This is a genomic window from Streptomyces sp. CB02056, from assembly GCF_001905545.1.
Lineage (GTDB): Bacteria > Actinomycetota > Actinomycetes > Streptomycetales > Streptomycetaceae > Kitasatospora.
The window spans coordinates 85,408-100,956 of sequence record NZ_LIPD01000007.1 but is presented as its reverse complement, the minus strand read 5'-3'; the positions used below and the strand labels follow the sequence as shown (position 1 = coordinate 100,956).

At 73.8% G+C, this 15,549-nt stretch carries 4 protein-coding genes; 3 read left to right on the top strand and 1 reads right to left on the bottom strand.

Going from position 1 to position 15,549, the window contains the following annotated elements; genetic code table 11:
• Positions 1-74: 74 nt before the first annotated feature.
• Complete coding sequence (locus AMK13_RS19490) at positions 75-1,316, bottom strand: cytochrome P450 (protein WP_074003395.1); 1,242 nt, start codon at positions 1,314-1,316, stop codon at positions 75-77.
• 651 nt (positions 1,317-1,967) lie between these two features.
• On the opposite strand from AMK13_RS19490, the gene AMK13_RS19485 reads away from it, so the two are divergent.
• The 3 genes from AMK13_RS19485 to AMK13_RS19475 are packed head-to-tail and all read left to right on the top strand — an operon-like array spanning position 1,968 to position 15,468.
• On the top strand, positions 1,968-12,533 hold the full coding sequence (locus tag AMK13_RS19485; protein WP_074003394.1) for a non-ribosomal peptide synthetase: 10,566 nt from the start codon (positions 1,968-1,970) through the stop codon (positions 12,531-12,533).
• A complete protein-coding gene (locus AMK13_RS19480; RefSeq protein WP_074003393.1) occupies positions 12,530-14,323 on the top strand; it encodes a condensation domain-containing protein in 1,794 nt (597 codons plus the stop codon). Before AMK13_RS19485 ends, AMK13_RS19480 begins: the two co-directional genes overlap by 4 nt.
• Positions 14,320-15,468 (top strand): nucleotide disphospho-sugar-binding domain-containing protein, encoded by a 1,149-nt coding sequence (locus AMK13_RS19475; RefSeq protein WP_074003392.1) that lies wholly within the window; start codon positions 14,320-14,322, stop codon positions 15,466-15,468. The genes AMK13_RS19480 and AMK13_RS19475 overlap by 4 nt, the downstream gene beginning before the upstream one ends.
• Positions 15,469-15,549 lie beyond the last annotated feature (81 nt).

Below are 15,549 nucleotides of genomic sequence, written 5' to 3'. Positions count from 1 at the left end.
AGGACGGCAGGGTGGAGCACAGAGCGGTGCGGGGGCGCCGGGCCCGGGCCGGTCGCGGCCCGGGCCCGGCGGGGTCAGCCGGCCTGGGTGGCGCGGCGCACGGCGACGGGCAGTCGTACCGGGCCGAGGACGCCGATCGAGGGGTGGAACCGGATGCCGGATTCCGGAAGCACCGCGATCCGCTCGAAGCGCTCCAGCAGGGCGGTGAGCGCGATGCGCGCCTCCATGCGGGCCAGCGGCGCGCCCAGGCAGTAGTGGATGCCCTTGCCGAAGGCGACGTGACGGCCCTGGTTCGGCCGGTGGATGTCGAACTCCTCGGCCCGGCCGAAGTGGGCGGCGTCGCGCTGGGCGGAGAGCAGCCATACGCACACCATCGCGCCGGCCGGGATGCGCTCCCCGCCGAGCTCCGTGTCGCACGCCGTCACCCGCTGGTCCCGCACCAGCGGCGGGCGCCAGCGCAGCACCTCCTCGACGACCTTGGGCAGGAGGTCCACGTCGGAGCGGACCTCGGCGAGGACCTCGGGGTGGCTGTCCAGACTCATCACGGTGTTGCCGACGAGCACGGAGGACGGCAGGTGTCCGGCGATCACGAACATGCCGATGACGCCCACGATCTCGTGGTCGTCCAGGCACCGCCCGTCGACCTCGGCCTGCGCCAGGGCGCTGATCAGGTCGTCCCGGGGTTCGGCACGGCGCTGGTGGATGATCTCGAGGAGGTAGGCGGAGGCGAAGCGGACGAGCTCGCCCAGTTCGCGCACCGCGGACTCGTCGGCCCGGCCGAGCTCACCGGCCGGCCGGGCGCCGAGCAGCGCGTCCGCCCAGACCGTGAACATCCCGTGGTCCTTCTCGGGGATGCCGAAGAGCTTGGCGATCACCCGGGCGGTCAGCGGGGCGGCGTAGTCGGCCACCACGTCGAAGGCGCCGGTGCCGTCGGCCGACAGCTCGATCCGGTCCAGCAGTTCGTTCGCGGTCTCGGTGATGATCGGTTCGAGACTCGCGACGACGTTGGGAGTGAACGCGCGCCGCACCAGTTCGCGCATCCGGGTGTGGTGGGGCGGGTCGACGCCGAGGAAGTTGCCCTGGGCGGCGCTGGCCAGCTCCCGCTCGTCCTCGGGGATCATGTCGTTCATGTCACTGGAGAAGGTGCGGTGGTCGCCCAGCACCTGGAGCGCCTCGTCGTAGCCGAACACCTCCCACACACCCGGCTGGTAGCTCTTGGCCACCGGACCGGCGGCGCGACCGCGGTCCAGGTACTCCAGGAACGCCTTGGTGCGCTGGTCGTAGGAAAGGCTCGTCAAAGCTGCGAGATCGGTCATGAGATAGCCCCCGCGAGCAGGAAATGGTTAACGAGGGCTGGTGACGAAAGGAGCTGGAAGCGGCCGGCATCCGTGCTCGCCTGGCCGCTCAGACGGAGTCCCCCGTACCGCCCTGAATCGTCGAATTCGAGTACCGGAAGGGGAAGCCCGAATTGACGCCGACGGAGCTGGAGCCTAGGTAGCCCGTCTCGGCAGTGTCAAGAGTGATCTCCGACGGTGCGTCAGGACCGCGCGTCGGCCCGGGGGGTCTGACCTGGGTGAACGTCGCCGGCGGTGCCGTCTGCGCCGGGTTTCGGACCGGAGGGCACGGTTTCGGCCAGAAGGGCGGCGTTCCGGTTGGGCCTTTGCGATCTCTAGAGGTCGGGGTACGCTGCGGAACAGTGCCTGCGGGACTGTTGTTCGAGAGCATCGGGGAACAGGGCGCACGGCACGAGACACGGGGACGGGGGATATGCACGTGATCGTGCGGTTTTTTCGATGCCGGGACCGCGCTGGGCCTTCGCGCTGAATCTTCGCTGGAACTCGCGGGGATCCCGAAGGAAACAGCCGGACGCGCGTGCCCGCCGCAGCGCGGTACCGCCATCCAATCCTCGGGACCTCGCCTGTTCGTGAGTTGACTTCAACCGCCGACAGCTCTGCGAAGGACTCTGCATGCCCGCAACAGCGCGTCAGGAATTCGCTCTCACTTCCGCGCAGACCGGAATATGGCTGGCCCAGCGTTTCGCGCGGGACGGCCTCGACTACAGCGTCGCGCTGTACGCCGACATCGTCGGCCCGCTCGATGTCGACCTGCTGGTGCGGGCGGCTCGCGGGGCCTTCGCCGACACCCCGACCATGCGGGCCCGCATCGTGGCCTCCGGCCCGGAGCCGGCGCAGGTGGTCGACGACGCGGCCGAACTCGTCATGCCCTGCCTGGACCTGCGCGACCAGGAGCAGCCACACCGGGCGGCGCTGGCCTGGATGGAGGACGAGCTCGCCGTGCCGCTCGCCCCGGACAGCGGCCGGATGCACTCCTTCGCGCTGCTGCGGATCGGCGAGGACCGGTACCTGTGGTACCTGCGGGCCCACCACGTGGCCATGGACGGTTTCTCCGGCGCGTTGTTCGTACGGGAAATCGCCGCCCGGTACACCGCGCTGGCGACCGGCCGGGACGCCGTGAACGGCCTCGGGCGTTTCGGGGAGATGTTGCGGTCGGATCGTGCCTATCGCGAGTCCGTCGCATTCCACACGGACCGCGCGTACTGGATGGAGAAACTGGCGGACAGCCCGGCGCCGGCGACCTTCGGACAGGCCGAGCCGAATCGTCGGGGCGGCCGGACCCGCGAGACGGTGGAAATCGAAAGCGGGCTGAGCGAGGCACTCGGCAGACTGGCGCAGCGTTGCGGCGTGACGCCCGCCGCTGTTTACGCCGCCGCCGCCGCCCGTTACACCGCACGACTCACCGGTGAAACGGACGTCGTGCTCGGACTGCCCGTCACCGCCCGGTTCGGCAAGGCCATACGCGGTATTCCCGGAATGATGTCCAACGTGGTGCCGCTGCGCGTTTCGGCCGGACCGGAGCTGCCGCTGTCCGGATTGCTGCAGAACGTCTCCGCGGAAATGCTGCTCGGCCTTCGGCACCAGCGCTACCGATATGAGGACCTGCGCAACGACCTCGGCGCGGGAGAGGAAAGCAGCCCGCTGGTCGGGCCGCACGTCAACCTGCAGTTCTTCGACCAGGATGTGGATCTCGCCGGATGCGCGACGACGATCCACAACCTGACCAACGGACCGGTCGACGACCTGGCCTTCGTGTTCTACGGAGACGTCCGGCGGGGCAGCGGACGGATCGACGTCGACGGCAACACCGAGCTGTACCACCGCGCCGATCTGCGGGTGCACGGCCAGGGCCTGCTGCGGCTGCTGGAACAGATGGCCGAGGCGGACCCGGACACCCCGTGCCGTGGACTCGACGTCTTCCGGCCCGACGACCTGGAGCGGCTGCTCGTCGGCCGCAACGACACCGGGCGGCCGGTCGGCCCCGAGACCGTCGTCGATCTGTTCCAGGCCCGGGCGGCGGCCACTCCGGACGCCCCGGCCGTCTTGCACGGGCCGCACGGCCTCTCCTACCGGGAGCTGAACGAGCGGGCGAACCGGCTCGCGTCGCTGCTGCTCGCCCGCGGCCTCGGCCCAGAGGACCTCGTCGCTCTCGCGGTGCCGCGGTCCGTGGACCTGGTCACCGCTCTGCTGGCCGTGGTCAAGTCCGGCGCCGCGTTCCTGCCGGTCGACCCGGACTACCCGACCGACCGCATCGCGTACATGCTCGACGACGCCCGGCCGGCGCTGCTGATCACCACACAGGACACCGCGCCCCGGCTGCCCGGGGCCACGGCCACCCCGCGGCTGCTGCTCGACGACGCCGACCTGGCGGCGGCCCTGGACGCGGCGCCCGACCGGGACGTCACCCAGGCCGACCGCCCGCGCCCGCTCTCGCCGGACTCGCCCTCCTACGTCATCTACACCTCCGGCTCGACCGGTCGGCCCAAGGGAGCGGTCAACACCCACGCCGGCCTGGCGAACCGGCTCCTGTGGATGCAGGACCGCTACCGGCTGACCGCGCGGGACCGGGTGCTGCAGAAGACCTCCTGCGGATTCGACGTCTCCGTCTGGGAGTTCTTCTGGCCCCTGGTGAGCGGCGCGACCCTGGTGATGGCCGACCCCGGGCTGCACCGCGACCCGGGCTACCTCGCCGCGGTGATCCGCGAACAGCAGGTCACCACCGTCCACTTCGTCCCCGCCATGCTCCAGGCCTTCCTGGTCGAGCCCGAGACCGGCCGGTGCACCAGCCTGCGCCGGGTGATCTGCAGCGGTGAAGCGCTGCCCGCCGAACTCGCCGCCCGGTTCTTCGCCGTCCTCGACTGCGAGCTGCACAACCTGTACGGACCGACCGAGGCTTCCATCGACGTGACGTCCTGGCAGTGCGACCCGGCGCGCACCGGCGCCCCGCCGATCGGACTCCCGATCGCCAACACTCGGGTGTACGTGCTGAACCAGGCCCTGGAGCCGGTGCCCGACGGCGTGCCCGGCGAGCTCTACCTGGCCGGCACCGGCCTCGCGCGCGGTTACCTCGGCCGGCCGACCGTCACCGCGGAGCGCTTCGTGGCCTGCCCGTTCGGCCGGCCCGGTGAGCGGATGTACCGCACCGGTGACCTCGCCCGGTGGGACGCCGACGGGCAGCTGGCCTACCTGGGCCGGACCGACGACCAGGTGAAGATCCGGGGCGTGCGGATCGAACCCGGCGAAATCGCCTCGGTCCTCGGCGAGCACCCCGAGGTCGGCGAGGCGGTGGTGGTGGCCCGCGACGACCGCTCGTCCGGGAAATACCTCGTCGGGTACGTGGTGCCCGAGCGCGACCGCCCGGCCTCCGTGCGGGAGCGGGCCGACGGCGAGCACGTCGACCAATGGCAGCAGCTGTACCAGTCGATGTACGGCGCACCGTCCGAGGCCGCCTTCGGCGAGGGCTTCGCCGGCTGGGACAGCAGCTACACCGACCGCCCGCTGCCGCTGGAGGACATGCGGCAGTGGCGCGACCGGACGGTGGAAGCGATCCGCGCCCTCCGGCCCCGCCGGGTGCTGGAGATCGGCGTCGGCAGCGGCCTGCTGCTCGCCCGGCTCGCGCCGGACACCGAGCGCTACTGGGCGACCGACTTCTCCCCCGCGGCGGTCGCCGCGCTGCGCCGGCACCTCGGCACCCGGCCGGACCTGGCCGGGCGGGTGGAGCTGCGCACCCAGCCGGCCGACGACCTGGCCGGGCTGCCCGAGGGCTTCTTCGACACCGTGGTCATCAACTCCGTGGCGCAGTACTTCCCCACCGCGGAGTACCTCGGGACCGTCCTGCGCGGAGCGCTCGGACTGCTGCGCCCCGGCGGCGCCGTGTTCCTCGGAGACGTCCGCGACCTGAGGCTCCGCCGGATCCTCGCCACCGGTGTGCAACTCGCGCACAGCCCGGCGGACGCGGACCCGCAGGCCGTGCGCCGGGCCGTGGAACAGCGGACCCGGCAGGAGAACGAACTCCTGGTCGACCCGCGGTTCTTCACCGCGCTCCAGCAGGAGAGCGCCGACCTCGCCGGCGTCGACATCCGGGTCAAGCGCGGCGACTACGACACCGAACTGATCCGCTACCGCTACGACGTGGTACTGCACAAGCACTCGGAGCACCGGCCCGTCTCGCTGCTCGACGTGCCGGGCGCGCACTGGGGCACCGAGGTCGCCGACCTGACCGCGCTGCGGGACCGGCTCGCCACCGAGGCGCCGGCCCGGCTGCGGATCACCGGCGTGCCCAACGTCCGCCTGGTGCCCGAGGCCTCCGCCACCCGGCAGCTGTTCGCCGGGGCGCCGATGGCGGATGTCCGGCGGGCGGTGGACGGGGACGGCCCGGCCGGCCCGCTGCCCGAGAGCTTCCACGAGCTCGGCGAGGACCTCGGCTACCGCACGGTGGTCACCTGGTCCGGCGAGGGCACCGACGGCGAACTCGACGTGCTCTTCCTGAGCTCCCGGACCGACCCCGCCACCGCGGCCCTGACCGACGTCTTCCTCCCGGCCGCGGCGGCGCCGCAGGCCCTGACCAACAACCCCGCGGTCGGCCGCGAGGCCGGGCGGCTCGCCGCCGCCCTGCGCGAGCACCTGCGGGAGAACCTGCCCGACTACATGGTCCCGGCCGCCGTCATGGTGCTCGACGCACTGCCCACCACGGCCAACGGGAAGCTGGACCGGCGCGCCCTGCCCGCACCGGAGTTCCGCGCCACCGGCGGCGGCCGGCCGGCCCGGGGTCCACGCGAGGAACTGCTGAGCCGGCTCTTCGCCGAGGTCCTGGGCCTGCCCGGAATCGGTGCCGACGACAGCTTCTTCGACCACGGCGGCGACAGCATCGGCGCGATCCAGCTGGTCAGCCGCGCGCGCGGCGCCGGAGTTCTGTTCACCCCGCGCGAGGTCTTCGAGCACCGGACGGTCGCCCGGCTCGCCGAGGTGGCCCGTACCCAGGACACCCAGGCCCCGCCGCCTGACACCGGAGCCGGTCCCGTTCCGCTGCTGCCGATCGTCCACCGGTTGCGTGAACTCGGCGGCCCGGTCGGCCGGTTCAGCCAGTCGATGCGTCTCGACGTGCCCGCCGGACTGCGCCTGGAAACCCTCGGCGACGCCCTGCAGACCGTGCTCGACCACCACGACGCGCTGCGCCTGCGGCTGGCGCGGGACGGCGACGAGGCGTGGTCGCTGACGGTACGGCCGGCCGGCGCCGTCGACGCCGCCGGGTGCCTGCGACGGGTGGCCGTCGCCGAGACCGGCGAACCCACCGAGGCGGAGCTGCGGGCCTGGGAGGAAGCCGCTCTCGACCGGCTCGACCCCGACGACGGCGTCCTGGTGCAGGCCGTCTGGTTCGACGCCGGCCCGACCCGCCGAGGCAGGCTGTTCCTGGCCGTCCACCACCTGGCCGTGGACGGGGTGTCCTGGCGCGTGCTGGTGCCCGACCTGGCCGACGCCTACGCCGCCCTGGCCGAGGGCGGGCGCCCCGCACCCGCCCCGGTGGGCACCTCGCTGCGGCAGTGGTCGCGGCAGCTGGTCGAGCGGGCCGGCACCGCCGAGGTGGTCGGCGAGCTCGACCACTGGCGGGAGACGCTCACCGGTGCCACCGCCCCGCTCGGGGCACGCGCGCTCGATCCCGTCCGGGACGTCCTCGCCACCCGGCGCACCCTGGTGTCCTCCGTCGACGCCGACACCACCGCGGCGCTGCTCACCGAGGTGACCACCGCCTTCCACGCCGGCGCGAACGATGTCCTGCTCGCCGCCCTGGCCCTGGCCCTACAGGACTGGCGCCGGCGGCGCGGGCACGGGGCCGCGCCGGTGCTGGTCGACCTGGAGGGGCACGGCCGCGAGGAGGAGGCCGTCCCGGGCACCGACCTGTCCCGCACCGTCGGATGGTTCACCAGCCTCTTCCCGGTGCGGCTCGACCCCGGCGTGACCGACCCGGCCGAGACCTGGGCCGCGGGCCAGGCCGTCGGAACGGCGCTGCGCACGGTCAAGGAACAGCTCGCGGCGGTGCCCGGCAGGGGACTGGGCTTCGGGCTGCTGCGCCACCTCAACCCGCGGACCGCCACGGCCCTGGCCGGCCTCGGCAGCCCCGACGTCCTCTTCAACTACCTGGGCCGCTCCCTCACCACCCGGGGCCAGGGCACCTGGACACCGGTGCGCGACGGCAGCGCACTGGCCGGACACACCGACCCCGGAACGCCCTTCGCCCACACGCTGGAGATCAACGCGCTCGTCCACGAGGACGCGACGGACGGCGGGGAGAACGGGGAGAACGGGGAGAACGGCCCCCGGCTGTCCGCCGAGTGGTCCTGGCCCGCGGGCCTGCTCACCGAGGACGAGGTCCGGGACCTCGCCGACACCTGGTCCACCGCCCTGCGCGCGCTGGCCACCCACGCCCGCCGACCGGGCGCCGGCGGCCACACGCCGTCCGACTTCCCGCTCGCCCGGCTCGAACAGCAGGACATCGACGAGATCGAGGCCGCCTGCCCCGACGTCGAGGACGTCCTGCCGCTGACGCCGCTCCAGGAGGGCCTGGCCTTCCACGCCGCGTACGACGACCACGCACCGGACGTCTACCACGTCCAGATCGCCCTCGACCTGGACGGCGAGATCGACCCCGGGACGCTGCGCGAGGCCGCCGAGGCCCTGCTGCGCCGCCACCCGGTGCTGCGCACCTGCGTACGGAACCGGGCGAGCGGCGGCCTGGTCCAGGTGGTCCGGGCCGAGGTCCCGGTGCCGTGGCGGTACCTGGACCTGAGCGGGCTCGACCCCGAGCAGCGGGCGGCCCAGGCCGAGGCGGCGCTCCGGGACGACCTGAGCCGCCGCTTCGACCTGGCCGAAGCACCCCTGCTGCGCCTGACGCTGCTGCGCCTCGGCGAGGGCCGCCACACCCTCGCGGTGACCAACCACCACATCGTCCTGGACGGCTGGTCGATGCCCCTGCTGCTGCAGGAGCTGTTCGCCCACTACGGCACCCGGGGCGCCGACACACCGGCGCGGCCGGCCGGCTCCTGGCGCACCTACCTGGACTGGCGGGCCGGCCAGGACCGCACCGCGGCCGAGCAGGCGTGGCAGGCGGCGCTGCGAGGACTGGACGCGCCGACCCGGCTGGCTCCGCACGGTGACGCGCACGCCTCCGTCCAGCCCGCCTCCCGCTCCGTCCTGCTGCCCGAATCCCTCACCGCCGCGCTGGCCGGGCGGGCCCGGGAACACGGCGTCACGCTCAACACGGTCGTGCAGGCCGCGTGGGGGCTCCTGCTGAGCCGGCTGACCGGCAGCGAGGACATCGTCTTCGGCACCACCGTCTCCGGACGGCCGCCCGAGCTGCCGGGCACCGAGACGATGATCGGCTGCTTCATCAACACCGTCCCGGTGCGGCTGCGGCTGCGCCCCGACGAGCCGATCGGCGCGCTGCTGGCCAGGCTGCAGGACGAGCAGTCCCGCCTCGCCGCCCACCAGCACCTCGGGATCGCCGAGATCCGACGCCTGACCGGAGTCGACGGCGAACTCTTCGACACGCTCACCGTGTTCGAGAACTACCCGCTGGACCCGGACGCCCTGAACCAGGGCGCGCGGACCGGCCCGCGGGTGGGCGCAGTCCGCACGCACAACGACGTGCACTACCCGCTGGCCCTGATCGCCACCCCGGGCCCCTCGCTCGACCTGCAGTTCACGTACCGGCCGGACCTGTTCGCGGCCGCCGACGCCGAGCAGGTCGTCCGGCGGTATACCCGGCTGCTCCAGGAGATCGCCGAGGCGGGCCCGGACACCCGGGCGGACCGCATCGAGGCCCTGGAGCCGGCCGAGACGCGGCAGCTCACCGAGGAGTGGAACGACACCGGCCGCCCGGCGGCCCCGGTCGCCGTGGCCGACGCCGTGCGGGACTGGGCGGCGCGGGAACCCGGCCGCACCGCGGTGGTCTGCGCGGCCGAGGAGCTGACCTACCGCGAGCTCGACGAGCGGGCGGACCGGCTGGCCCAGCAGCTGCGGGCCCGCGGCGTCGGACCGGAGGACCTGGTCGCGGTGGCGGTGCCGCGCTCGGCCGAGCTGATGGTCGCGCTGCTGGCCGTGCTCAGGACCGGCGCCGGCTACCTGCCGCTGGACCATCGGCACCCCGCCGAGCGGACCGCGTTCATGATCCAGGACGCCGCGCCGGCGCTGGTGCTGACCAGCGGCGAGGAGGTGCCCGGGCTGCCGCCGGCGGACCGGCTGGCGCGGCTCGCGTTGGACGGACCCGGCACGCCCGGCACGCCCAGCGACCCGGACGTCCCGGCCGGCGCCGTCCCGTCCGGTGCCCTTCTGGCCGGCACCGTCCCGGCCGCGCCCGACGGTTCGCTCGCCTACGTCATCTACACCTCCGGGTCCACCGGCCGACCCAAAGCCGTCGCCGTGTCGCGCGCCGCCATGGACGCGCTGGTGGGCTGGGCGGTGGAGCGCTTCGGCGGCGACGGGCTTCAGCGGGTCCTGGCCGCCACCTCGCTCTCATTCGACGTCTCGGTGTTCGAGCTGTTCGCCCCGCTGGCCGCCGGCGGCCGGCTGGAGATCGTCCGCGACCTGCTGGAACTGGCCGAACGGCCCTGGCAGGGCTCGCTCATCAGCGGTGTCCCGTCAGCGCTGGCCGGGCTGCTCGCCGACCCGTCGCCGAGTTTCGCGGCCTGGCGGCTCGTCCTGGCGGGCGAGGCCCTGCCCGAGCCCCTGGTACGGCGGATCCGGCAGTCGCTGCCCGGTACGGAGATCGTCAACCTCTACGGGCCGACCGAGGCGACGGTGTACGCCACCGACTGGACGTGCGCCGACGACGAGGTGCTCGCCCCGCCCATCGGCCGTCCGCTGCCGCACACCCGGGCCTACGTGCTGGACAGCTGGCTGCGCCCGGTCCCGGCCGGCGTGCCCGGCGAGCTGTACCTGGCGGGCACCGGTGTCGCGCGCGGCTACCTCAACCGGCCCGCGCTGACCGCCGACCGCTTCGTCGCGGACCCGTACGGCGCCCCGGGAAGCCGGATGTACCGCACCGGCGACCTCGCCCGCCGGCTGCCCGACGGCGCGCTGGACTACCTGGGCCGCACCGACAACCAGGTAAAGGTCCGCGGCCACCGGATCGAACTCGGCGAGGTCGAGACGGTGGTGGCCCGCCATCCGGACGTCGCCCAGGCCGTCGTCCTGGCCCGCGACACCTCTGCGGGCACCACCCGGCTGATCGCCTACGTGGTCCCGCGGCCCGGCGCCGAACCGGACGTCACCGACATCGCGGAGCGGACCGCGGGCGAACTGCCCGGCTACATGCTCCCGGGCGGCTACGTCCTCCTGGACCGGCTGCCGGTCACCGCCAACGGAAAGCTGGACCGGGCCGCCCTGCCGGCGCCGGACCCGGGCGAGCACGCCCCGGGCACCGGCCTGGTCCCGCGGACCTCGCGCGAGGAACTGCTGTGCGGACTCTTCGCGCAGACCCTGGGCGTGCCGCTGGTCGGGCCGGACGAGAGCTTCTTCGCACTCGGCGGGGACAGCATCACCTCGATCCAGCTGGTGAGCCAGGCCCGGCGCCAGGGCCTGGAGTTCACCCCCCGGGACGTCTTCGACCACCGCACCCCGGCGAACCTGGCCAGGGTGGCGCGCGAGCAGGCCCACCCGGTGGCCGAGAAGGACACCGAGGCCGGTCCGGGGCCACTGGCACCGACTCCGGTGATGGAGTGGCTGCGCGAACTGGGCGGCCCGGTCGACCGGTTCAACCAGTCGATGTTCGTCCGGCTGCCCGCCGGCATCGACGAGCCGACGCTGACGGCGGCACTGCGGTCGCTGGTGGACCGTCACGAGGCCCTGCGGCTGCGGCTGCGCCGCAAGGACGACGACGCCCGCTGGGACCTGGAGATCACCGAGCCGGACGCCGACCTCGCGGACCGGTTCGCCCGCCACGATGTCGCCGGGCTGACCGGGGACGCGCTGCGCGAGGCCGCTCGGCACCAGGCCGAGCTCGCCTGGGACCGACTGGCTCCCGAGCACGGCACCGTGTGGCAGGCCGTGTGGCTCGACGCCGGCCCGGCCGACCCCGGGCACCTGCTGCTGGCCGTGCACCACCTCGCGGTGGACGGCGTCTCCTGGCGCATCCTGCTCGGCGACCTCGCGGAGGTCACCGACGCGCTGCGGCGCGGCGCCGACGCCGCGGTGGCCCCGGTCGGCACCTCGCTGCGCCGTTGGTCGAGGCTGCTCGCCGAGGAGGCCGACAGCGACCGGCGGACGGCGGAACTCGGCTTGTGGACGGCGATGCTGGACGGCGCCGACGCGCCGCTCGGCCGCCGGGCGCCGGACCCGGCCCGGGACGTGGTGGCCTCCCGGCGCACCGTGGAGCTGACGCTGCCGGCGGATGCCACCAAGGCGCTGCTGACCGACGTGACCACCGTCTTCCACGCCACGGTCAACGACGTCCTGCTCACCGCGGTGGCCCTGGCCGTGCAGGACTGGTCCCGTCGGCGGGGCCGTCCCGCCGGGCCGGTGCTGGTGGACGTCGAGGGCCACGGCCGGGAGGAGGACGCGGTCGGCGGCGTGGACCTGTCCCGCACGGTGGGCTGGTTCACCACCGTCCACCCGGTCCGGCTGGACCCGGGCGCGGTCGAGTGGCCGGACCTCTGGGCGGCCGGTCCCGAGGTCGGACGGGTGCTGAAGCGGGTCAAGGAGCAACTGGCCGCCGTCCCTGACCACGGTCTGGGCTACGGACTGCTGCGCCACCTCAACCCGCGCACCAGGCAGGTGCTCGCCGGGCTGGCGGTGCCGCAGATCGGCTTCAACCACCTCGGCCGGTTCGGCACGCCCGCCGAGTCCGGCGCGTGGGCGCCGGCGCACGAGGTCGGCGGGTTCACCGGCGGCGCCGACCCGGGCCTGCCGCTGGCGCACGCGGTGGAGGTCAACACGCTCGTCCGGGAGGACGACGGCACGGAGCCGGTGCTCGTGGCCGAGTGGTCCTGGGCGGCGGAGCTGTTCACGGCGGCGGAGGTCGAGGACCTGGGAGCCACCTGGTTCCGCGTCCTGCGGGCCCTGGTCGACCATGCCCGACGACCCGACTCGGGGGGCCAGAGCCCCTCCGACCTGCCACTGGTCCTGCTCTCCCAGGACGAGATCGACCAGTTTCAGGAAGAACTGGCCCTGGAGGGGGACCTGTGACAACGGCGACGAAGCGCACGCCCAGGATCGAGACCGTCCTACCGCTCACGCCGGTCCAGGAAGGGCTGGTGTTCCACGCGGCGTACGACGAGGACGGATCGGCCCTGTACAACGTCCAGGTGGTGCTGGACCTGGAAGGACCGCTCGACGCCGCCGTGCTGCGGCGGTCGGTGGAGGCCGTGGTACGGCGCCACCCGACTCTGCGGGCGAGCTTCCGGCGCCGGGCCATCGGCGACACCCTGCAGGTGGTCCAGTCGGAGGTGCCGCTGCCGTGGGAGGAGGCGGACCTCACCGCGGTCGCGGACGGCGACCGCGAGGCCGAGGTCGGGCGGATCACCCGGGAGGCCCGCACCCGCCGGTTCGACCTGGCCGCGGCGCCGCTCGTGCGGTTCACGCTGATCCGGCGCCGGTCCGACCGGTTCCGGCTGGTGCTGACGAACCACCACGCCGTGCTGGACGGCTGGTCCACCGGGCTGCTGCTGCGCGAGCTCTTCGAGGTCTACGGCGCCGGCGGCGACGCGTCGGCGCTGCCGGCCGCCGTGCCGCTGCAGGAGTTCTTCGCCTGGCGGGCCCGCCAGGACGCTCCGCAGGCCCGGACGGCGTGGCGCACGGCGCTGACCGGCCTGGAGGAGGCCACCCGGGTGGCGCCGAACGCGGACAGCCGTACGGCGGTGCCGACCGAGCAGGTGCTGGTCACCGTGCCCCGGGACCTGACCGCGGCCGTCGCCGAACGCGCCAGGCTGCTGGGCCTGACCGTCAACACCGTGGTCCAGGGCACCTGGGGCCTGCTGCTGTCCCGGCTGACGGGCCGTGACGACGTCGTCTTCGGTACCACGGTCGCCGGCCGGGCACCCGAGCTGCGCGACGTCGAGGCCATGGTCGGGATGCTGGTCAACACCGTGCCGGTGCGGGTCCGGATCGACCCGCGGGAGACCCTCGCCGGGCTGTTCGGGCGGCTCCAGGAGGAGCAGTCCCGGCTCGGCGCTCACCAGTACCTCGGACTGACCGAGATCCAGGGCCTGTCGGAGATCGACGGCGACCTCTTCGACTCGCTCGTGGTGTTCGAGAACTACCCGCTGGACCGGACCGTCGACTCCGTCGCCGGCGTGCGCGTGACGGGCACGGAGGCGCACAACAGCATCCACTACCCGCTGAGCCTGATCGCCCACCCGGGCGAGACCCTCGTGCTCTGCTTCGGCTACCGGCCGGACCTCCTCACCGGCGCCGCGGCCCGGCGCGTCGCCGACCGCTTCGTCCACGTGCTCGGCGGCTTCGCCACCGGTGCGCCGGACGCCGCCGTCGGCGACATCGACGTGCTGACGGCGGAGGAACGGTACCGGCTGATCGTCGGGCTGAACGATACGGCCCGCCCGGCGCCGGACCGCTCGGTGGCCGAGCTGTTCGCCGCACAGGCCGCCGCCACGCCGGACAGCGTCGCCGTCCGGTACGGTCAACAGACCACCTCTTACCGCGAGTTGGACGACCGGGCGAACCGGTTGGCAGCCGACCTCGGCAGCTGGGGCATCAGGCCCGAGGCCATCGTCGCCTTGGCGGTGCCGCGGTCGACCGAGATGGTGGTGGCCATGCTCGCCGTCCTGAAGACCGGCGCGGCCTACCTGCCGATCGACCCCGGCTATCCGGCCGAACGCATCGCGTACATGCTCGCCGACGCACGTCCCGCCCTGCTCATCACCACGACCGGCCTCGTCGAACGCCTCGACGGCAGCAGCCCGGAAACGCCCCGGCTCCTCGTCGACGACGCGCACGCTTCGGAAGGGAACCTGCAATGAGAGTACTGTCCATGGCCGCCCCGGGCTCCGGCCTCTTCCTGCCCACTGTCCCACTGGCCTGGGCGCTGCGGACCGCCGGGCACGAGGTCCTGGTCGCCAACAACGGCCAGGCCGCCGAAACGCTGGTCGCGGCCGGACTCCCGGCGGTCGACGTGTGCCCCGGCCGCGACGTGTTCGGCGAGTTCATGGCGGCCAGCCACGCGATCAACATGACGCCGCCGGGCGAACCGCGGCCCCGACGCGGCGGGCTGGGGTTGTTCGGCGAGGAGATGGCCGAGGGCCTGCTGAAGGTCGCCGAGGAGTTCCGGCCGGACCTCGTGCTGTCCACCCTGGAGCAGGGCGCCGGACCCCTGGTGGCCACCGCGCTCGGTGTCCCCTACGTGGAGCAGAGCGTTCGGCTGGCCTGGGCGGGCAGCGACGAACAAGCGGTGACGTACCGCCATTCCATAGCCCAGTACCTGGAACCCACACGGGCCAGGCTGGGCTTGGCCGAGTCGGCCGCTGCGGCCGCGACGATCGACGTCCGGCCGCCGAGCATGGGGGGCCACGACGACGCGGCTGAGTGGTCGATGCGCTACGTGCCCTACAACGAGAGCCGACTGCTGCCCGAGTGGGCGCTGGCGGCGCCGTCCCGGCCACGTGTGTGCCTGACCCTGGGCAGTGTCCTGCCACTGTCCGGCGAGCTCGGCGAGCTCGCCGCGTTCCTGCAGAAGTGCGCCGGGCTGGACGTCGAGCTCATCCTCGCCATGGGGGCGGACCAGGCGGCGGCCCTGGGCCCGGTGCCCGACAACGTGCGCGTGGCCGGCTGGGTGCCGCTCAGCGCCCTGCTGCCGACCTGCGCCGCCATCGTCCACCACGGTGGGGCGGGCACCGCGCTGACCGCACTGGTCCACGGCGTCCCGCAGCTGGTCGTGCCCCGGCTCGCCGACCAGCCCGCGAACGCGGCCGTGATCGCGGCCCGGGGCGTCGGACTGGCCTGCTCCGCGCACGAGGCGACCGCGGCCGCCGTGCAGGACGGCCTGCTGCGGCTGCTCGACGTGCCGGACTACCGGCGGACCGCACGCGAGGTGCAGGCGGAGATCGCCTCCCGGCCCAGCCCGGCGGCGCTGGTCTCGCGGCTGGAGGAGCTGGTCGGCGAGCGCTGACCGGGAGCAGCCGCGGCTCCTGGCCGAAGAACTCCGCGCCGCCTTCAGGACGCTGAGGTGACACGGCGCGGTGGTGCCGGG